Below are 18,854 nucleotides of genomic sequence, written 5' to 3' on the forward strand. Positions count from 1 at the left end.
GCCACGGGGCGGCCAGACATCAATCTGCCTGACCGATAAAGGCACTGGCTTTTAACACGCTGTTGAGTTCTCAAGAAACGGACACCCACCGCGCCAGACCACCGCATCCGCGGCGCCCGGCTCCGGGGCAACCCTGCTAACTTACCTTGTCATTCTCCCCTGTCAAGTCGATCTTGTGAAGATCTTTTTGACGAGTGGAGAGCGACGTAGTCCCGACGTGCCGAGGCACACAGATCAAAGATCTGTGACTTCGTCTCGTTGGGGCGCCCATCGGGCCGGCCACCTTGCGGCGTCCTGACATCCCGTTCCGGGCTGGCCAGACCATCGTACAGCAGTCCGAGTGAAGCTCGAACCGGTTTTCCGATCTGGACTCCCCCAGGGCCGTCCGCCTCTCGGCGTCCCGCATCCCTCGGGGCAGGCAAGACATTAAGCCGCCTTGTCCAAAGCGTCAAATCGGAGTGACGGGCGAGCGGCTGGAGTCCAAAACTTCGCAGGTCATCCACTACATTCCGCGCTTTCCGTTGCGCTACGGTTCGCTCAGCCGCGCCCCGGGTCGTCCTGGTGACGCTGTCCGGAAGGGGATGCCGTTGAACGTTTCGGCGGAGCGACGTGTGGTCGCCGCGACGATGGGCCCCACCATCCATGACGTTCACGCCTGGCGGTTCACGGTCGTTCCGGGGCTCATCGAGGTGCGGGCGGATCAGGCCCGGTTCCGGCCCGCGCATGACCCGGCCGGCCGTGGTCTGCACATCAGTTGCGGTGCGGCGCTGGTCAATCTGCGGCTCGCGGCGGCCCAGCTCGGCCATGACGCGGTCGTCCGGTTGCTTCCGGACTCCGAACGGCCCACGCTGCTGGCGGCGGTGCGGCTGGCGGGCCGCCGTCATCGGGTGACCCGGTCCGAGCGGCTTCTCTTCGCCGCGACGTTGCGGCCTTTCGCGGCGGGACGGCCGGCCGCCGGGAGTCCGCCCACGCTTCCCGTCCTCAACGAGCTGGCTGAAGCGGCCCGGCTTGAAGGCGCGGCGCTGCACACGCTTCCGGTGACGAGTGGGGACGGTTTCCAGAAGGCCGTCCTCACCACGCAAGGGGACTCCCCCGCCGAGTGGCTCCGGGCGGGCCAGGCACTTCAGCGTGTCCTGCTGTCAGGAGTGGGCCGTTCGGTCTCCGCGTCGTTCGTGTACGACGTGATCGACGTTCCCGGTGTTCGGGACCTCGTCCAGCATGGCGACGTCCCGCAGGTCGTGCTCGAACTCACAGCGAGCACGCCGCCCGCGTCAACCGTCCTGCCCGAGGGGCCGGAACGCCGTCAGCACGAACGACAGGGTGACTCGGGCCGGGTCGGGTAGCTTCTCCACCCGTTCAGCAAGTTCCTCCGCCGGAATGTGATGCGCGCTCGGTCCCATTCCCACGACCATCGCTACGTCGTCCCGGCTCAAGGACACCTCGGTCTCGAGGTGCTCCCGTGACACCGGCTGGAAGTAGCCGCCGAGAGCGAGTTCCATCCGCTCGGTCTTCTCCTCGCCGACGGACAGCAGCCCTAGTGACTCCACCAGGGAGCCCAGATGACGTTCCGTGGGCGCGACCACGTGCAGGACACCGCCTGGCCGCAACACCCGATGGAACTCCGGCGCGTTGCGCGGCGCGAAGACGTTGATGATGGCGTCAACGCTCTCGCTGCGGACGGGTAGCGGTCGCCACAGGTCGGCTACAGCAGCACCGACGTTCGGGTGGGCTCGGGCCGCCCGCCTTGCCGCGTACTTGGAGATGTCGAGCGCCAGCCCCACCGCTTCCGGGAGCCGGTCCAGCACGGTACGCAGGTAGTAGCCGGTGCCCGCGCCCGCGTCCAGGACGCACCGCCCGCCCTCGTCACTCACCCGCTGCGCGAGCAGGTCGGCTGTAGGGGCGAAGTGCCCTGCGCTGAGGAAGGCCTCACGTGCGGCCACCATCTCGGTCGTGTCGGCCGTTCCGGCGCGCGCGTCGCCAGGCAGGAGATTCGCGTAACCCTGCCTGGCGATGTCGAACGAATGTCTGGAGGGGCATCGCAACGCCCCCTCCGCCAAAGCGAGATCTGCTCCGCACAGCGGGCACACCAGGTATTCGACGATGTCGGCCAGCACCGGTCCATCATCGACCACGGACGAAAGGAGTCTGGTCGCGACCCCCGCCTCACCCTGAGGGAGTTCAGGAAACGCGACGCGAAGACCCGGTCAGGAGCCGAGACGGGCTCGGACGTCGTCCATGTCGAGACCGCGGACCTGCTCGATGACGTTCTCGAGTACCGGCTCGGGCAGCGCGCCCGGCTCGGCGAACACGATCACGCCGTCGCGGATCGCCATCAGCGTCGGGATGGAGGCGATGCCGAACCGCTCGGAGAGCTCCGGCTGGGCCTCGGTGTCGACCTTGGCGAAGGTGATGTCCTCGTGCTTGCCCGCGGACTTCTCGAAGACCGGGGCGAACCGCCGGCACGGTCCGCACCACGCCGCCCAGAAGTCGACCAGCACGATGCCCTCGCCCTGGGCCACCTCATCGAAGTTCTCAGCGGTCAGTGTGACCGTCGCCATGTCGTTTTCTCCTCGGTCGGGGTACAGGACGGTAGAGCGGCGAACAGCTCCGCAGTATTCCCCAACCGGGAATCACAGAGCTGTAATGAGCGTTCTCCTCCTAGGGAGATCGCATCGGAGAAGGGTCAGGATGGCTGCAACCCGTATCAAGGGCGACAGGATCGACGCCCCCGATAAGGACCTTGTCGGGGCGTACCTCGACCGGATCGGCCGCACGCCGCTGCTCGACGCGGTGGAAGAGGTCGACCTGGCCAAGGCGATCGAAGGGGGACTGTACGCCGAACAGCTGCTCGAGGACGGCACGCTGCCCAAGGGCGTGTCCCGCGAGGAGCTGAAGGAGCTCGCCGAGGCGGGGCTGCGCGCCAAGCAGCGCTTCGTCGAGGCGAACCTGCGGCTTGTCGTCTCCATCGCCCGCAAGTACCCCACAGATTCGCTACCGCTCATCGACCTCATCCAGGAGGGCAACCTCGGCCTCATGCGCGCGGTGGAGAAGTTCGACTACCGTCGCGGGTTCAAGTTCTCGACGTACGCGACATGGTGGATCCGGCAGGCCATCGGGCGTGGGCTCAGTCACACCGCCCGGACCATCCGGCTGCCCGTCCACGTCGAGGAGGAGCTGTCCCGGCTGCGGCGCGCCGAGCGCCAGCTGAGCCGTGACCTCGGCCGCGAACCCACCCGCGAGGAGCTTGCCGGGGCCGTGGGCGCCGAGCCCGAGCACGTCGACGAGCTGCTGCGCTGGCGGCGCGACCCGGCCAGCCTGGACGCGACCATCGACGACGCCGGCGAGACCCCCATGGGCGACCTGCTGGAGGATCCGGACGCGGTCACGCCGGAGGCGGAGGTCCTCGCCCTGGACGATCTCGAGGGCCTGGGCCGCCTGCTGGACCGCCTGCCGGAACGCGAGTCCGCGATCCTGCGCGCCCGGTTCGGCATGGACAACGGCCAGCCGCTCTCCTACGCCCAGATCGGCGCGCGCTACGGCCTGAGCCACAACCGGGTGCGGCAGATCACCGACCGGTCGCTGCGCAGGCTCCGCCAGCTGGCGGGCGAGGCCGACCCCGGCCGCCGCGCCCTCACCGGCGCCCCGGCGAGCCCCGTGCACGCCGAGCGGCCGATCCGGACCCCGGTCCGCGCCGCCGCCGACTCGAAGGCGGCCTGACCTCTCGCACGGCCCGGCTCACGCGCTCCCCCCGCCGAGAACCGAGAACAAGGAACGGCGGCCCCTTCCGGGGCCGCCGTTCGGCGTTACCACGCCCTGTGGCTCATATCTCGTCACGGCCCGTGGCATAGGCTGAGGCCTGCACGGGGGGACATTCCAACCATGGGACGATGCCCGGCGTCTAACAGTGCATCTCATACCGACAGCACCTCACCATCGACAGTTCGCGGGTACCACTCGACATGGCCACAGACATCACGGGGGAGCTCGACGCCTGGCGCGCCCTCCCCGCTCTCCAGCAGCCCGAATGGGACGACCCCGGCCAGCTGGCGGCCGCCGCCGCCGAGCTCGCCAAGCAGCCGCCGCTCGTCTTCGCGGGTGAGTGCGACCAGCTGAAGGAGCAGCTCGCCGCCGTCGCGCGCGGCGAGGCCTTCGTGCTGCAGGGCGGCGACTGCGCCGAGACGTTCGACGGGGCCACCGCCGACGCGGTGAAGAACAAGCTCAAGACGTTGCTGCAGATGGCGGTCGTCCTGACCTATGCCGCCAGCGTGCCGGTCGTCAAGATCGGCCGGATGGCGGGGCAGTTCGCCAAGCCGCGGTCCAAGCCGACGGAGACCCGCGGCGGCGTGGAGCTGCCCGCCTACCGCGGCGACGCGGTCAACGGCTTCGACTTCGACGCCGGATCCCGCCGCAACGACCCGTGGCGGCTGCTGCAGGCCTACCACTGCTCCGCGGTGACCCTCAACCTGTGCCGCGCGTTCACCAAGGGCGGCTACGCCGACCTGCGGCAGGTGCACGCCTGGAACCAGGACTTCGTCTCGCAGAGCCCGGCGGGCCGGCGCTACGACCGGCTGGCCGGGGAGATCGACCGCGCCCTCACGTTCATGAAGGCGTGCGGCGCCAACCCCGACGAGTTCCACGGCGTGGAGTTCTACTCCAGCCACGAGGCGCTGCTGCTGGAGTACGAGCGGGCGCTGACCCGTGTCGACAGCCTCAGCGGCCTGCCGTACGACGTGTCGGCCCACTTCCTGTGGATCGGCGAGCGGACCCGGCAGCTGGACGGCGCCCATGTCGACTTCCTGAGCCGCATCCGCAACCCGATCGGGGTGAAGCTGGGGCCGACGACCTCCGCGGACGACGCGCTCGCGCTGATGGACAAGCTCAACCCGCACGGCGAGCCGGGCCGCCTCACCTTCGTCACCCGGATGGGCGCGGGCAAGATCCGCGACGCGCTGCCGCCCCTCATCGAGAAGGTCACCCAGCACGGGTCCCCGGTGGCGTGGGTGTGCGACCCCATGCACGGCAACACCTGGGAGGCCGCGAGCGGCCACAAGACCCGCCGGCTCGACGACGTGCTCGACGAGGTGGCCGGGTTCTTCGACGTGCACCGGGCGCTCGGCACCCACCCGGGCGGCATCCACATCGAGTTCACCGGCGATGACGTCACCGAGTGCGTCGGCGGCGGTCACGAGATCGTCGAGGACGACCTGCACCAGCGGTACGAGACGGCCTGTGACCCGCGTCTCAACCGGGGCCAGTCCCTGGACCTGGCGTTCATGGTCGCCGAGCTCTACCGGAACACCTAGACCGGGCCTGCCTTCAGCCGGTCACGGCACGGCGGCGGGCGAGGCCGGGCTCAGGCCCGGCCTCGCCCGCACGTCATAGATCAGGGATCAGGTGCTGACCTCGGCCCAGACGACCTTGCCGCCGGAGACGGGTTCGGCGCCCCAGGAGCTGGCGAAGCGATCGACGATGAACAGGCCGCGGTGCGACTCGTCCAGGGGGCCGGGGACGGTGAGCCGGGGCATCTGGGTGGCGCGGTCGCGGACCTCCACCCGGACCCGGCCGGAGCCGCGCTGGAGCCGCAGTTCCAGTGCCGTGCCCGCGTGCAGGACCGCGTTGGCGACCAGCTCGGCCACGATGGCCGTGACGAGCTCCTCCCGGTCGATCAAGGACCAGGCCCGCATGGTGCGTGCCGCCAGCCGCCGCGCGTATTCCACGGCCTCGGTCTGCGGGGCTGCTCGGAGCGTGGTCTCTGTCATGTCGTCCGCCACTATCGGCCCGGGGATCCGTCGGTCGCGGGGCCGCCGATCAGGAATCGGTCGAGCCCCGTCGTGCGCAGCACGTTCTCGACCCTGCCGTAGGCACCGGTCACGGTGAGGGTCGCGTTCTGCGCGCGTGCGTGCTTGTAGGCGCGCACCAGAACGTTGAGGCCTGAGGAGTCACAGAAGTCGACGGCGGTGAGATCCACGACCACCTCCCGCTCACCCGCGTCCACGAGCTCGGTCAACCGCGCCCGCAGCTCGTCGGAGGAATGCAGGTCGATGGAGCCACGCGCGGCTATCGTCGCGCGACCCTCTTGTCGTGTCGTGTGCAAGGCAAGCCCCACGCCACCCCACCTTACCGATCGATGAGTTCATCATGACGCCCGGAGAACTATGAGGGCAACGTCGTCGTTCGACGGCTCCGCCCCGAAATCGCGTACCGCCCGCTGGATGCGGGCGGCGACCGCCCCCGCGCTGAGGCCGGTGCATCCGGCCAGCAGCCGTTCGAGACCGTGCCCGTCGCCGAGCAGCCGGGCACCGGCCCGCCGCTCGGTGACACCGTCCGTGACGCACAGAAGTACCTGTCCGGGCCGCAGGTCCACGGTATCGGTGTGGAAGTCCACCTGATCGAAAACGCCCAGCAGCGGCTGCGGCGAGGCGACCTCGCGCACGGTGCCGTCCGGGTCGAGGATCAGCGGCGGCGGATGGCCGGCGCTGGTCAGCCTGATCGTCACGCCGTCCCGCCGGGGACGTGGCCGGATCTCGCCATGCAGGAGCGTCAGCAGCCGGCCCCGCTCGCCCTCGCCGAGGATGAGGCGGTTGAGGCGGCCGAGCACGTCGGGGACGCTCATCTCCTCGGCGGCGAGGATGCGCAGCGCGTGCCGGGCGAGGCCGGTGACGGCGGCGGCCTCGGGGCCGGTGCCGCACACGTCGCCGATGGCGAACCGCCAGCGGGAGGCGGACGGCGGCGAGGTGCCCTGGCCCGGGAACGGGCCGCCCACCTGCCCGGCGCACTCGAAGACGTCGTAGAAGTCGCCGCCGACCTCGCTGCCCTCCCCCGCCGGCTCGTACACGACCGCGACCTCCAGGCCGGGGATGTCGGGAACGCCAGGCGGCAGGAGGCTGCGCTGCAGGGCGCTGCTCATCGCGGTCTGGGCGGAGTAGAGGCGGGCGTTGTCGACGGCCAGCGCGGCGCGGCGGCTCAGCTCCTCGGCGAGCTCGACGGCGCTGCGCGGGAACCGGTCGCCGTGCGGGCGGCCGATGACGATGGTGCCGATCCGGCGCCCGCGGGCCACGAGCGGGAACGCGTAGGCCTGGTCGCCGGCCGTGTCGCCCGCCGCGGCCCGCACGGCCGGCGGCGCGGTGGTCAGGCCGTGCCAGGGCCCGGGCGCGTCCAGCTCGGGCACGACGTCGGCCTGGTCGAGGAGCTCGCGGAGGCCGTCCGCCCTGTTCTCGTCGGCGTGCCAGACGTAGGCCAGCTGGGCGGTCTCGCTGTCGCCGACCGTGTAGACGGCGCACCACTGCGCCAGGCGCGGGACGACGAGCTGGGCGACGAGCGCCATGGTGCGCTCCTGGTCGAGCGTCCCGGCGAGCAGGTCGCTGGCCTCGGCGACGAAGCTCAGCCACCCCCGCCAGGACCGTTCCAGCTCGCCGATCCTGGCCTTTTCGAGGGCCAGCGACGTCTCGTCGGCGATCCGGCCGAGCCGGGCGCCGTGGCCGTCGTCGAACCGGTCCGGCTCCCTGCCGATGGCGACGACCAGGCCGATCAGGCGGCCCTGCGCCTCGATCGGCGCGGCGGCGATCGAGCGTGCCCGCAGCGCGGCGGCCACCGGGTCGGTGGCGTCGGACGACACCCAGCCCCCGCCGCCGAGGGCCGCCGGGCTGAGCGCGGCCACCGAGAGATCGCTGAACTTCAGCTCGTCGGACAGGCCCGCGGACGCTCCCAGGACCAGCCGGCCGTCGCGCTCGGTCAGCAGCACCGCCGCCGCGTCGGCCGCGAGCGCGTCACGGACGGACGTCACGGCGTCGTCGAGGGTCTCCAGCGCGGCCGGTGAGCGCAGGACCCGGTCACCGCTGGCAGGGACGTCCTGGGCGGTCTGGGAGGCATCCGGGCGGCCTTCACGGCCGCCGCGAGCGCCGCGTGCAGGACCCGGGCGGGAGGGGACACGGGTGCCGTCGCGCCTGAACTCGCCGCCGTCGTCGGCACTGTGATCGAGATCACCGCGCCGGGCGGCCGCTCCCGGATCGGGGCGCGACCCGGCGCGCCCGCCCTCGGCGCTCTCCGGAACGGTGCCGTTCGAGCCGCCGGGAGCGGGAGCGGCGCCGTTGACACCGGGCCGCGGCAGCCGGAACCAGACGCCCTTGGTGCGGCCCTCGTAGGTGACGCCCCACGAGTCGGCCAGCCGGGCGATGGACGGCAGGCCCCGGCCGCTGGAGGCGTTGAGGCCCGGCATCGCGATCGCGCGGGTGGGATGGAGATCACGGACCTCCACCTGGATCTGGTCGTCGGCGAGCCGGCAGGCGACCTCGAAGGCCGTGCCGGCGTAGGTGACCGCGTTGGTGGCGAGCTCGCTGGTGGCCAGCACGGCGTCGTCGGCGGCCTCGTCCATGCCCCAGTCCGCCAGGACGCGCCGCACGAACCGGCGCGCGTCCGCCACCGAGGCCGCAGCGGACGGGAAGGTGGCCGACACCGTCTGCCGTTCCAACGTCGTCCTCACCTCGAACCGGGAAATTGCCAGCCTGGCTATCGTGACAGACAGGTCGACCGCTCGGCCAGGCTCGGCCGGAGAGCCCTGGCATCTGGGGTGGGGGCGCCCGGCGCGCGGCCGGGCAAGAGCGGTCTCGCCTCCACAACTCGACAGACCGTAACACGAAGACTACAAGGCCCGGCCGAGGGGCCTTGTTGCTCGGCAGGGTCCCCGGGCCCTAGGGATACGGTGCCGAACAGCGGGGTGCCCAGGCCCTGGCAACGTAGAGTACGAATACCGGCCTCAAGGGGTGTCCGTGGTCCCCGGCCACCTAAATTCGCGGGCCAGGAGGATGAAGAGCATGCCCCGTAACGAGCTTCGCCCTCGCCGCGAGGGCTCGTCCGCCGACACGACGCCGCGCTACAGCGACGCCGATCTCGAACCGCTGCTGAGGGCGCTCGCCTCGGTGCGGGACGGCAAGTTCGACGTCGAGCTGGACCTGCCCGGCGACGGTGCCATCGCACGAGCCATGGCGGCGTTGAACGACATCAAGGAGAACAGCACGCATCTGGCCTCGGGGCTGAGCCGGGTGCGGCGCGAGATCGGCCAGGGGCACCTCCAGGGCCGGATCCCGCCCGGGGCGCTCAAGGGTTCCTGGACCTCGATGGCCGAGGACGCCAACGCGGCCCTCGACAAGCTCACCGACCTGGCCACCGAGATGTTCGAGGTGGTGGAGGCGGTCGCCGCCGGCGACCTCAACAAGCGGATGGAGCTGCGGGTGCACGGCCGGCCGATGCGCGGCGAGCTGCTGCGCATGGCCAAGGCGGTCAACGGCATGGTCGAGCTGCTCGACCGGTTCACCTGGGAGGTCACCCAGTTCGCCCGCGAGGTCGGCACGGAGGGCCGGCTGGGCGGGCAGGCGCCGGTACGCGGCACCTCCGGCCGCTGGCGGGACGTGACGGCGGCGGTGAACACCATGGCGAGCAGGCTGACCTCGCAGGTCCGCGACATCGCCGAGGTGACCACGGCGGTGGCCAAGGGCGACCTGACCCGCAAGGTCACGGTCGAGGCGACCGGCGAGCTCCAGGAGCTGAAGCTGACCGTCAACACGATGGTCGACCAGCTGTCGGCGTTCGCCGACGAGGTCACCCGCGTGGCGCGCGAGGTCGGCACCGAGGGGCAGCTGGGCGGGCAGGCCAACGTCCGGGGCGTGAGCGGGGTCTGGAAGGACCTCACCGACAACGTCAACGCGATGGCCAACAACCTGACCTACCAGGTCCGCAACATCGCCCAGGTCACGACCGCGGTCGCCGAGGGCGACCTGGGCAAGAAGATCACCGTCGACGCGCAGGGCGAGATCCTCCAGCTCAAGGACACCGTCAACACGATGGTCGACACGCTGTCGGCCTTCGCCGACGAGGTCACCCGCGTCGCCCGCGAGGTCGGCACCGAAGGCCGCCTGGGCGGCCAGGCGCGCGTGCCGGGCGTGTCCGGGGTCTGGAAGGATCTGACCAGCAACGTCAACGGCATGGCCTCCAACCTGACGTTCCAGGTCCGCAACATCGCGCAGGTCACCACGGCGGTCGCCGAGGGCGACCTGACCAAGAAGATCACCGTGGACGCGCAGGGCGAGATCCTCCAGGTCAAGGACACCGTCAACACGATGGTCGACACGCTGTCGGCCTTCGCCGACGAGGTCACCCGCGTCGCCCGCGAGGTCGGCACCGAAGGCCGCCTCGGCGGCCAGGCCCGGGTCCACGGCGTCAGCGGGGTCTGGAAGGACCTCACCGACAACGTGAACTCGATGGCCAACAACCTGACCACGCAGGTTCGCAACATCGCCCAGGTCACCACCGCGGTCGCCGAGGGCGACCTGGGCAAGAAGATCACCGTCGACGCGCAGGGCGAGATCCTCCAGCTCAAGGACACCATCAACACGATGGTCGACACGCTGTCGGCCTTCGCCGACGAGGTCACCCGCGTCGCCCGCGAGGTCGGCACCGAAGGCCGCCTGGGCGGCCAGGCGATCGTGCCGGGGGCCGGCGGCATGTGGAAGGTCCTCACCGAGAACGTCAACGGCATGGCGTCCAACCTGACCTACCAGGTCCGCAACATCGCCCAGGTGGCGACGGCGGTCGCGCACGGCGACCTGACCCGCCGCATCGACGTGGACGCGCAGGGCGAGATCCTCGAGCTCAAGACCACCCTCAACACGATGGTCGACACCCTCTCCTCGTTCGCCTCCGAGGTCACCCGCGTCGCCCGCGAGGTCGGCAGCGAGGGCCGTCTCGGCGGCCAGGCCGAGGTGGAGGGCGTGTCGGGCACCTGGAAGCGGCTGACCGAGAGCGTCAACGAGCTGGCCGGCAACCTGACCACCCAGGTGCGGGCGATCGGCGAGGTGGCCAGCGCGGTGGCCCGCGGCGACCTGACCCGCAACATCGCGGTCGAGGCCCGCGGCGAGGTGGCCGAGCTCACCGACAACGTCAACCTCATGGTCGCGACGCTGCGCGAGAGCACCCGCGCCAACGAGGAGCAGGACTGGCTCAAGACCAACCTGGCCCGGATCGGCGGCCTCATGCAGGGCCACCGCGACCTGATGCAGGTCGCCGAGCTGATCATGACCGAGCTGACGCCGACCGCGAGCGCCCAGTACGGCGCGTTCTACCTGGCCGAGCCGACCGCCGACGACATCGACCTGGCGCTCATCGCCGGCTACGGGGTGCGCAAGGGCCACGCCGGCCGGCTGCGGTTCGCGATCGGCGAGGGGCTGGTCGGCCAGGCCGCGCTGGAGCGCCGGACCATCCTGATCACCGACGCCCCGGCCGGCTATGTCAAGATCGGCTCGGGACTGGGCGAGGCCGCGCCGGTCAACATCATCGTCCTGCCGATCATCTTCGAGGACACCGTGCTGGGCGCGATCGAGCTCGCCTCGTTCGGCCGGTTCAGCGACGTGCACCTGGCGTTCTTCAACCAGCTGATCGAGACGATCGGGGTCACGCTCAACGCGATCAGCGCCAACACCCGCACCGAGGCGCTGCTGACCGAGTCGCAGCGGCTGGCCCAGGAGCTGCAGGAGCGCTCGGACGAGCTGCAGCGCCAGCAGGGTGAGCTTCGCCACTCCAACACCGAGCTGGAGGAGAAGGCCGCGCTGCTCGCCCAGCAGAACCGCGCCATCGAGATCCAGAACTTCCAGATCGAGCAGGCCCGGCGGACGCTGGAGGAGCGCGCCGAGCAGCTGGCCATCTCCTCCCGCTACAAGTCCGAGTTCCTGGCCAACATGTCGCACGAGCTGCGCACTCCGCTCAACAGCCTGCTGGTGCTGGCCAAGTTGCTGTCGGAGAACCCCGGCGGCAACCTCACCGACAAGCAGGTCGAGTTCGCCAAGACCATCCACGACTCCGGCACCGACCTGCTGGAGCTGATCAACGACATCCTGGACCTGGCCAAGGTCGAGGCGGGCAAGATGGATCTGCACCCGCAGCGCCTGCCGGTCTCCAGCCTGGTCGACTACGTCGAGGCCACGTTCCGGCCGCTGGCCCTCGACAAGGGCCTGCACTTCGACGTCGAGGTGGCGCCCGAGGTCCCGGCCACGCTCAACACCGACGAGCAGCGGCTCCAGCAGGTGCTCCGCAACCTGCTGTCGAACGCGGTGAAGTTCACCGCCGACGGCGAGGTGCGGCTCCGCATCGAGCGGGCCGGCGACATCGACTTCACGCTGCCCGCCCTCTGGGACACCCCCGACGTGATCGCGTTCCGGGTGATGGACACCGGCATCGGGATCAGCGAGGACAAGCTCCAGATCATCTTCGAGGCGTTCCAGCAGGCCGACGGGACCACCAGCCGCCGCTACGGCGGCACCGGGCTGGGCCTGTCGATCAGCCGCAACATCGCGCGCCTGCTCGGCGGCGAGATCCACGCGGCCAGCGAGCTCGGGCGGGGCAGCGCGTTCACGCTCTACCTGCCCGCCCAGTACACCGAGCCGGACGGCCGGCGCCGCTCCGGCCTGCCGCTGGACGAGCCGGTGCCCACCGGCACCGGACCCGGCGGGCTGGCCGGAGGCCGCGCGCTGCCGGCCGGCGGCGCGCTGACCGAGGGCGGTCTCGGCGGCACCGTGGCCGGGGCCATCGCGGGCGGCGGCTTCACCGGCGGCAACCTGCCGCCCTCGGTCGTCTCGGCGGCCCAGGTCGAGCCGGTGCGCTCGGCCGACGACCCGGCGGCGCCGGGCCGGACCGGCGAGCCCGAGCCCGCCCTGACCGGGCTGCTGGACGAGCCGCCCGCCGACTTCCTCGACACCGTGCTCTCGGGCCGCAAGGTGCTGATCGTCGACGACGACGTCCGCAACGTCTTCGCGCTGACCAGCGTCCTGGAGGGATACGGGATGGATGTCCTGTACGCCGAGGACGGCCAGGCCGGAATCGACGTCCTGCACCGTAATCCCGACGTCGCGGTGGTATTGATGGACGTGATGATGCCGGGGCTCGACGGCTACGCGACCACGGCCGCGATCAGGGAGATGCCGCAGTTCGCCGAGTTGCCGATCGTCGTGATCACCGCCAAGGTGATGAAGGGTGATCGGGAGAAGAGCCTGGCCTCGGGCGCGTCGGACTACGTGCCCAAGCCGGTCGACGTCGATCACCTTCTCGATGTGATGAGGAACTGGCTCCAGCCCTCGACCGTCCGCTAGGAAATAGGGGGACCGCGGGCGGGCGGTACAGGGCGGGCGGGGCAACGGATCGGAGAGAGCGCGCGTGGACGACAAGGCGAAGATCCTGCTCGTGGACGACCGCGAGGAGAACCTCATCGCGCTCGAGGCCATCCTCAGCTCGCTCGACCAGGATCTGGTCCGGGCACGGTCCGGTGAGGAGGCGCTCAAGGCGCTGCTCACCGACGAGTACGCCGTCATCCTGCTCGACGTGGTCATGCCGGGCATGGACGGCTTCGAGACCGCGCGCGACATCAAGCGCCGCAAGAAGACCCGCGACCTGCCGATCATCTTCCTCACCGCGGTCAACAGCGACCCCGACTACGCCTTCCGCGGTTACGCCGCCGGCGCCGTCGACTTCATCTCCAAGCCCTTCGACCCCTGGGTCCTGCGGGCCAAGGTCTCGGTCTTCGTCGAGCTCCACAACAAGAACAAGCAGCTCCAGGAGCAGACGACCCTGCTCAGGGAGCAGGCGGCGCTGCTGCGCGAGCAGGCCGCGCTCCTGCAGACCCGCGCCGCCGAGAGCGACGACGGGCTGCCCGGGCTGGGGTCGGCCAACGCGGCGGCGCGGCTCACCGAGCTGGCGGCCCACGTCAAGTCGCTGGGCACGCGGGTGCCGCCCGCGCTGCGGCCGGAGTTCGAGGAGCTCGACCGGCAGGTCGGCGATCTGCGGTCGGCCCTGCTGACCCCGCCGGACGGCGCGCCGCCGGGCGCGGCGAGGGGCACGGCGCCGGACGTCCCGGCGGGCGACGGCCCGCCGCGCGAGACCGCGCTCAACGGCTCGGACGGCCAGAGCGGCACGGGCGAGGCGGCCCAGGGCGATATCGGGAAGAACAACACCGAGAGGGACAGCACCGAGGGGAACGACGACGCTTAGCGCTTCTCTAACCCCACGGATATGAACGACTACCCTCCGCGCCCAGCTTGACCGCTGCCGCGATGGGGGACGATCCCCTTGCGGAGGTGGGGCAATATGGACACCGCCGCGCTCTTCTTGGCCGGTGCAGGGACGGGACTTCTGGCGGGCGCCACCACCTGTGCCGCCCTCCAACTCGGGTTGCTGGCAGGCGCGGTACGGGACGCGCCGAGCCCCGCCCGGCCGGTGGGGGCCTTCCTCGCCGCCAAGCTGGTCTCGCACGCCGTCCTCGGAGCCGCGCTCGGGCTCCTCGGCGGCGCTGTGCAGCCCGGGCCTCGCGTACGGGGCGCCTTGCTGGCCTGCGCCGCCCTGCTCCTCACCCTGTTCGCCCTTGACCTGCTCGGCTTCGCGCCCGCCGGCCGGCTCCTGCGCCGGAGACGTGGGGGTGCGCCGGTCGCGGAAGACGGGGAGGCCGGCGACGGCCACTGCGCCGTGCCCGTTCGCGCTGCCCGCTTCCGGCGGCCCGTCCTGCTGGGCGCCGCGACGGTGCTGGTGCCGTGCGGGCTGACCCTCACGGCGGAGCTCCTCGCCGTCTCCTCCCGGTCCGCGGTGGGCGGCGCCGCGGTCATGACCGGCTTCGTCCTGGGCACGGCGCCGGTCTTCGGCCTGGTCGGCCTGACCGTCGGCCGCGCCCTGGACCTGCTCCGCGGGCGCCTGACGGCGCTGCTGGGCGTCGCCCTGCTCGCCGTCGCGGGCTGGACGATGATCTCCGGCCTGCGGCTCGGCGGCTGGCTGCCCCAGACCGGCGCGGACGCGGCGTCGGCCGCGGATTCGGCCCGGTCCGTGCACACGGACGCCACCGGCACGCAGATCGTCACGGTATGGGCTCTCGACCAGGGGTACCGGCCCGCCCGGCTGACCGCCCGGGCCGGCGTCCGCACGACGCTGGTCGTGCGGACGCAGAACACCCACGGCCACACCCGCGCGTTCACGCTGCCGGCCCGCGACCTCGACGTGGTGCTCCCGGTGAACGGCGAGACGCGCATCGACCTGGGCACGCCCCGGCCGGGCCGGATGCGCTTCGTGTGCGCGTCCGGCCACTATCCCGGCGCGATCACCTTCGAATAGACGGCCACCTTCGGAGAGACCGCCGCCTTCCGGTCGACGGCCACCTGAAGGCAGGCGGTCGGCGTCAGCCGGCGGCCAGCTTGGTGCGGGCGGCGGCGATCCGGGCCAGGGTCCGCTCCCGGCCGAGGATCTCCAGCGACTCGAACAGCGGCAGGCCCACGGTGCGGCCGGTGACCGCGACGCGCACCGGCGCCTGGGTCTTGCCGAGCTTGAGGCCGTGCGCGGTGCCGACCTGCTCCAGGCGGGTCTTGAGCTCCTCGGTCTCCCACGGCGCGTCGCGGTAGGCCTCTTCGGCGGCGGCGAGGATCTCGGCCGCGGGCCCCTTCATCCCCTTGTTCCACGACTGCTCGTCGAACGGCGGCTCGTCCAGGAAGGCGAAGTCGACCATCTGCACGATCTCCGCCAGGACCGCCACGCGGGTCTGTGCCAGGGGCGCGAGCTGGTCGAAGACCGCCGGGTCGATGTCGAACGGCGCCTCCTCCAGGAAGGGCAGGCACTCGGCGGTGAACCGCTCGACCGGCAGGGCCCGGATGTACTCGCCGTTGAACGCGCGCAGCTTCTTCACGTCGAAGAACGCGGGCGAGGTGTTGACGTCCTCGATCCGGAACTCGTCGACGATCTCGCTCCACGGCACGATCTCGCGGTCGTTGGACGGCGCCCAGCCCAGCAGCATGAGGTAGTTGCGCATGGCCTCGGCGAGGTAGCCCTCGGCCTGGTAGTCCTCCAGCGCCACCTTGTCGCGCCGCTTGGACAGCTTCTTGCGCTGCTCGTTGACGATGACCGGGACGTGCGCCCAGACCGGCGGCTCACCGCCCAGAGCCTCCCACAGCAGCTGCTGCTTGGGCGCGTTGGACAGGTGCTCCTCGCCGCGCACGACGTGCGTGATGCCCTGGCTCATGTCGTCCACGGCGTTGGCCAGCAGGAACGTGACCGAACCATCGGCGCGGGCGATGACGAAGTCCTCCAGGACGGCGTTCTCGAAGACCGGCTTGCCGCGCAGCAGGTCGACGACCACGGTCTGGCCCTCGTCCGGCGTGCGGAAGCGCAGCGCCCGGCCCGGCCCCGGCTCCAGGCCGCGGTCGCGGCAGAAGCCGTCGTAGCCCTTGTTCTGGTCGCCGGTGCGGGCGATCACCGCGTCGCGGGTGCAGTCGCAGTAGTAGGCGCGGCCCTGGTCGAGGATGGTGCGCACGGCCTGGGCGTGCTTGCCGGCGTTGGCGGACTGGAAGTAGGGGCCCTCGTACTCCCCGCCGTCCATGCCCAGCCAGGCCAGCGCGCGGATGATCCCCTCGGTCCACTCGGGGCTGTTGCGCGAGGTGTCGGTGTCCTCGATCCGCAGGACCAGCGTTCCGCCCGACTGCTTGGCCATCGCCCAGTTGAACAGGGCCGACCGGGCCCCGCCCACGTGGAACATGCCGGTGGGCGAAGGGGCGAAACGAACGCGGATCGAAGACGTGGAAGACATGGCCCAAGCCTAGAGCGCCCAGGCCGTAGCTCGCGCCGCTATTACCGGCGCGCCGCGCCCGCCCGGTCAGGCCGGCACGGGCCTGTCAGGGCTTCCACTGGGGGTCGCGCCCGGACAGCCCGAGCAGCCGGTCGAGGAGCGGCGCCGATTCGGGCACCTTCACCTCGGGGCCGAACGCCTCGTACTGGCGGCCCATCTCGGCGGTCGGCACCATATGGTCGTACGCCGCCTGGACGAGCTCGTCCGGGAAGTCGACGGGCTGGCCGGTGGCGACGGCCAGATCCCAGCCGTGCAGGATGTACTCGCTGAACAGCATGCCGCCGATCATCGCCGCGGGCATCCCGGGCTTGCTGCCGGTCAGGCTGGTGTCGCCCTCCCACGCGGCGGGGCCGGACCAGGCCTCGGCGCTCTCGCGGGCCTTCGCCGCGTACAGCTCGGCCCAGTCGCCGTCCGCGGTGAAGTCGTGCTCCTCCCCCGGCCCCCGCGGCGGCTGCTCCTTGCGGGCGGCGGTCGCGCCGCGTCCCGTCCAGAAGATCAGGTGGTTGATCACCCCGCGGACGTCCCACTCCGGGCACGGCGAGGGCGCGGTGAGCCGGTCGGCGGGGATCTCCCGGACGATCCGCGCGGCTCGCTCGGCCGCCGGCCTCATCAGCTCTCGTATCTCCATGACCTCTCCTCGTACACCAGTTCGATCAACTCCTTCCACGATAGGCCCGAGCCTCGCGGGGCGTCTTGAAGAAACGCGACAGTGCGCCACCTGAGAAGATCGGCCCATGACCGATCTCCTCACCGACCTCCCGGCCTTCCAGGACCGCGCCGCCCGGCGCCTGGCGGGCTTCGCGCACACCGAGGTCCCGGACGCGCCGGGCCTGCGCCGCGCGGGCGTCGTCCTCTGCGTCGTGCCCGGCGACGACGGCCCCTCGGTGATCCTGATCAAGCGGGCCTACCGGGGCCGCAACGCGGGCCAGTGGGGGCTGCCCGGCGGCCGGGCCGACGCCGGTGAGACGCCGGAGCAGGCGGCACTGCGGGAACTGGACGAGGAGCTCGGGCTGACCGCCGGACCCGAGGACGTGCTCGGCAGGCTCGACGACTTCCCGGCCTCGTCCGGCTTCGCCATCAGCCCGATCGTCGTCGCCCTGCCCGACCCCGGGCCGCTCCGGCCGAGCCCGGACGAGGTCCACTCCGTCCACCACGTGACCCTGGGCCGGCTCGCGGCGGACGACACGCCCCGGTGGGTGCCGCAGCTCGAAGGCGGGCGCATGCTGCAGATGAAGCTCGGGCCGGGATGGCTCGTGCACGCGCCGACCGGCGCGATGTTGTGGCAGTTCCGCGAGGTGGTGCTGCTGGGCCGCGAGGTCCGCGTCGCCGACTTCGTCCAGCCGGACTGGACCAGCAGGTGAGCGACCGCTCCCCTGCGCCGCCCGCCTAGACCGGCCGCCTAGAAGGTCCCGCCGTCGACCACGATGCGCTGGTCGGTGACATAGGAGGCGGCGTCGGAGACGAGGAAGCGCACCACGTCGGCGACCTCCTCGGGCGAGCAGACATGACCGAACGGCGACACCGCGTCCTGCTGGCGGATGTCGTCCACGCCCATGGTCGCCTTGACCAGGCGCCTGCCCATGTCGGTGTCGACCACGCCCGGCGCCACGATGTTGACGTGGACGCCGTTGCCGCGTTCCTCCTTGGCCAGGGTGTGCGCGAGCGCCTCCATCGCCGCCTTGCCCATCGCGTAGGGCGCCCCGAACGGCGGATAGATCCCCGTGATCACGCTGGAGATGAACACCATGTCGCCGCGTTCGGCCTGCCGGAGCAGCGGCAGCACCGCCCGGCTCAGGTGGTGCGGCCCGAACGCGTGCACCCCGAGGACGCGGGCGAGCTCGGCGGGGTCGGTGTCGGCGACGCTCTGCCCGCGGCTGGCGATGCCCGCGCTGTGCACGAGGATGTCGAGGCGCCCGAACTCCTCCTCCACGCCGGCGGCGAGTCCTTGGCAACCTTCGACGGTGTCGACCGACGCCTGGAAGGCGCGGGCCTCGGCACCGAGCGCACGCAGGTCGGCGACCGTCTTGGCGGCGGCCTCCTCGTCCCGCCGGTAGGCGATGGCGACTCCGGCGCCGTCGGCGGCGAGGGCCAGCGCGATCGCGCGGCCGATCCCGCGGCCGCCTCCGGTGACCAGGGCGACACGACCGGCGAGTGAACTCATGCCAGGGCTCCTTCGACGATGACAGGCGGACGACGTCCCCCATCCTGCACGAGGACG

14 protein-coding genes and 1 pseudogene are annotated in these 18,854 nt (G+C 71.4%); 7 read left to right on the plus strand and 8 right to left on the minus strand.

Annotated elements, in window-relative coordinates; genetic code table 11:
* Nucleotides 1-581 precede the first annotated feature (581 nt).
* Nucleotides 582-1,343, plus strand: a complete 762-nt coding sequence (locus ACGFNU_RS43195; RefSeq protein ID WP_392602465.1) for a hypothetical protein — start codon at nucleotides 582-584, stop codon at nucleotides 1,341-1,343.
* Here ACGFNU_RS43195 and ACGFNU_RS43200 read toward each other — a convergent pair.
* On the minus strand, nucleotides 1,272-2,132 hold the full coding sequence (locus ACGFNU_RS43200) for a putative RNA methyltransferase (RefSeq protein ID WP_392602466.1): 861 nt from the start codon (nucleotides 2,130-2,132) through the stop codon (nucleotides 1,272-1,274). The two genes, ACGFNU_RS43195 and ACGFNU_RS43200, sit on opposite strands and share 72 nt — an antisense overlap.
* A gap of 72 nt (nucleotides 2,133-2,204) precedes the next feature.
* On the minus strand, nucleotides 2,205-2,558 hold the full coding sequence (trxA, locus tag ACGFNU_RS43205; protein ID WP_392602467.1) for a thioredoxin: 354 nt from the start codon (nucleotides 2,556-2,558) through the stop codon (nucleotides 2,205-2,207).
* A 130-nt stretch (nucleotides 2,559-2,688) separates the two neighbouring features.
* Between trxA and ACGFNU_RS43210 the strand changes: the two genes are divergently transcribed.
* Both ACGFNU_RS43210 and ACGFNU_RS43215 read left to right on the plus strand, forming a co-directional pair.
* Nucleotides 2,689-3,717, plus strand: coding sequence for an RNA polymerase sigma factor RpoD/SigA (locus tag ACGFNU_RS43210; protein ID WP_392602468.1), 1,029 nt, complete (start codon nucleotides 2,689-2,691; stop codon nucleotides 3,715-3,717).
* A gap of 242 nt (nucleotides 3,718-3,959) precedes the next feature.
* Complete coding sequence (locus tag ACGFNU_RS43215) at nucleotides 3,960-5,303, plus strand: class II 3-deoxy-7-phosphoheptulonate synthase (RefSeq protein WP_392602469.1); 1,344 nt, start codon at nucleotides 3,960-3,962, stop codon at nucleotides 5,301-5,303.
* 87 nt (nucleotides 5,304-5,390) lie between these two features.
* Here the strand turns inward: ACGFNU_RS43215 and ACGFNU_RS43220 are convergent, their stop codons facing one another.
* Genes ACGFNU_RS43220 through ACGFNU_RS43230 form a run of 3 tightly spaced genes read right to left on the minus strand, consistent with a single transcriptional unit; the run spans nucleotide 5,391 to nucleotide 8,467 of the window.
* Nucleotides 5,391-5,759, minus strand: coding sequence for an ATP-binding protein (locus ACGFNU_RS43220; protein WP_392602470.1), 369 nt, complete (start codon nucleotides 5,757-5,759; stop codon nucleotides 5,391-5,393).
* Between the two features lie 11 nt (nucleotides 5,760-5,770).
* A complete protein-coding gene (locus tag ACGFNU_RS43225; protein WP_392602471.1) occupies nucleotides 5,771-6,106 on the minus strand; it encodes an STAS domain-containing protein in 336 nt (111 codons plus the stop codon).
* Between the two features lie 30 nt (nucleotides 6,107-6,136).
* Complete coding sequence (locus ACGFNU_RS43230) at nucleotides 6,137-8,467, minus strand: SpoIIE family protein phosphatase (protein ID WP_392602472.1); 2,331 nt, start codon at nucleotides 8,465-8,467, stop codon at nucleotides 6,137-6,139.
* Nucleotides 8,468-8,801: 334 nt separating this feature from the next.
* On the opposite strand from ACGFNU_RS43230, the gene ACGFNU_RS43235 reads away from it, so the two are divergent.
* The 3 genes and pseudogenes from ACGFNU_RS43235 (at nucleotide 8,802) to ACGFNU_RS43245 (ending at nucleotide 15,135) form a co-directional block, all read left to right on the plus strand.
* The gene (locus ACGFNU_RS43235; RefSeq protein ID WP_392602473.1) at nucleotides 8,802-13,133 is read left to right on the plus strand and encodes a HAMP domain-containing protein; all 4,332 of its coding nucleotides are present in this window, start codon (nucleotides 8,802-8,804) and stop codon (nucleotides 13,131-13,133) included.
* A gap of 64 nt (nucleotides 13,134-13,197) precedes the next feature.
* A pseudogene (locus ACGFNU_RS43240) lies at nucleotides 13,198-13,582 on the plus strand (two-component system response regulator); the annotation flags it as partial.
* A gap of 542 nt (nucleotides 13,583-14,124) precedes the next feature.
* Nucleotides 14,125-15,135, plus strand: a complete 1,011-nt coding sequence (locus ACGFNU_RS43245; RefSeq protein ID WP_392602474.1) for a sulfite exporter TauE/SafE family protein — start codon at nucleotides 14,125-14,127, stop codon at nucleotides 15,133-15,135.
* 64 nt (nucleotides 15,136-15,199) lie between these two features.
* Here ACGFNU_RS43245 and gltX read toward each other — a convergent pair whose 3' ends face one another.
* Nucleotides 15,200-16,597 (minus strand): glutamate--tRNA ligase, encoded by a 1,398-nt coding sequence (gltX, locus tag ACGFNU_RS43250; RefSeq protein ID WP_392602475.1) that lies wholly within the window; start codon nucleotides 16,595-16,597, stop codon nucleotides 15,200-15,202.
* 85 nt (nucleotides 16,598-16,682) lie between these two features.
* On the minus strand, nucleotides 16,683-17,264 hold the full coding sequence (locus tag ACGFNU_RS43255) for a TIGR03086 family metal-binding protein (RefSeq protein ID WP_392602476.1): 582 nt from the start codon (nucleotides 17,262-17,264) through the stop codon (nucleotides 16,683-16,685).
* A gap of 106 nt (nucleotides 17,265-17,370) precedes the next feature.
* Between ACGFNU_RS43255 and ACGFNU_RS43260 the strand changes: the two genes are divergently transcribed.
* Complete coding sequence (locus ACGFNU_RS43260) at nucleotides 17,371-17,997, plus strand: NUDIX hydrolase (protein ID WP_392602477.1); 627 nt, start codon at nucleotides 17,371-17,373, stop codon at nucleotides 17,995-17,997.
* A 38-nt stretch (nucleotides 17,998-18,035) separates the two neighbouring features.
* On the opposite strand, the gene ACGFNU_RS43265 is transcribed toward ACGFNU_RS43260, so the two are convergent.
* Complete coding sequence (locus tag ACGFNU_RS43265) at nucleotides 18,036-18,797, minus strand: SDR family NAD(P)-dependent oxidoreductase (protein ID WP_392602478.1); 762 nt, start codon at nucleotides 18,795-18,797, stop codon at nucleotides 18,036-18,038.
* Nucleotides 18,798-18,854: the final 57 nt, after the last annotated feature.

Source organism: Spirillospora sp. NPDC048911, from assembly GCF_043198015.1.
GTDB lineage: Bacteria > Actinomycetota > Actinomycetes > Streptosporangiales > Streptosporangiaceae > Spirillospora.

Bases quoted from the DNA above. Each gene is read 5' to 3' on its own strand.
- ACGFNU_RS43195 (WP_392602465.1), top strand. From the start codon at position 582: ATGCCGTTGAACGTTTCGGCGGAGCGACGTGTGGTCGCCGCGACGATG.
- ACGFNU_RS43235 (WP_392602473.1), top strand. From the start codon at position 8,802: ATGAAGAGCATGCCCCGTAACGAGCTTCGCCCTCGCCGCGAGGGCTCG.
- ACGFNU_RS43220 (WP_392602470.1), bottom strand. From the start codon at position 5,759: ATGACAGAGACCACGCTCCGAGCAGCCCCGCAGACCGAGGCCGTGGAA.
- ACGFNU_RS43265 (WP_392602478.1), bottom strand. From the start codon at position 18,797: ATGAGTTCACTCGCCGGTCGTGTCGCCCTGGTCACCGGAGGCGGCCGC.
- ACGFNU_RS43255 (WP_392602476.1), bottom strand. From the start codon at position 17,264: ATGGAGATACGAGAGCTGATGAGGCCGGCGGCCGAGCGAGCCGCGCGG.
- ACGFNU_RS43245 (WP_392602474.1), top strand. From the start codon at position 14,125: ATGGACACCGCCGCGCTCTTCTTGGCCGGTGCAGGGACGGGACTTCTG.
- gltX (WP_392602475.1), bottom strand. From the start codon at position 16,597: ATGTCTTCCACGTCTTCGATCCGCGTTCGTTTCGCCCCTTCGCCCACC.
- trxA (WP_392602467.1), bottom strand. From the start codon at position 2,558: ATGGCGACGGTCACACTGACCGCTGAGAACTTCGATGAGGTGGCCCAG.
- ACGFNU_RS43210 (WP_392602468.1), top strand. From the start codon at position 2,689: ATGGCTGCAACCCGTATCAAGGGCGACAGGATCGACGCCCCCGATAAG.
- ACGFNU_RS43260 (WP_392602477.1), top strand. From the start codon at position 17,371: ATGACCGATCTCCTCACCGACCTCCCGGCCTTCCAGGACCGCGCCGCC.
- ACGFNU_RS43215 (WP_392602469.1), top strand. From the start codon at position 3,960: ATGGCCACAGACATCACGGGGGAGCTCGACGCCTGGCGCGCCCTCCCC.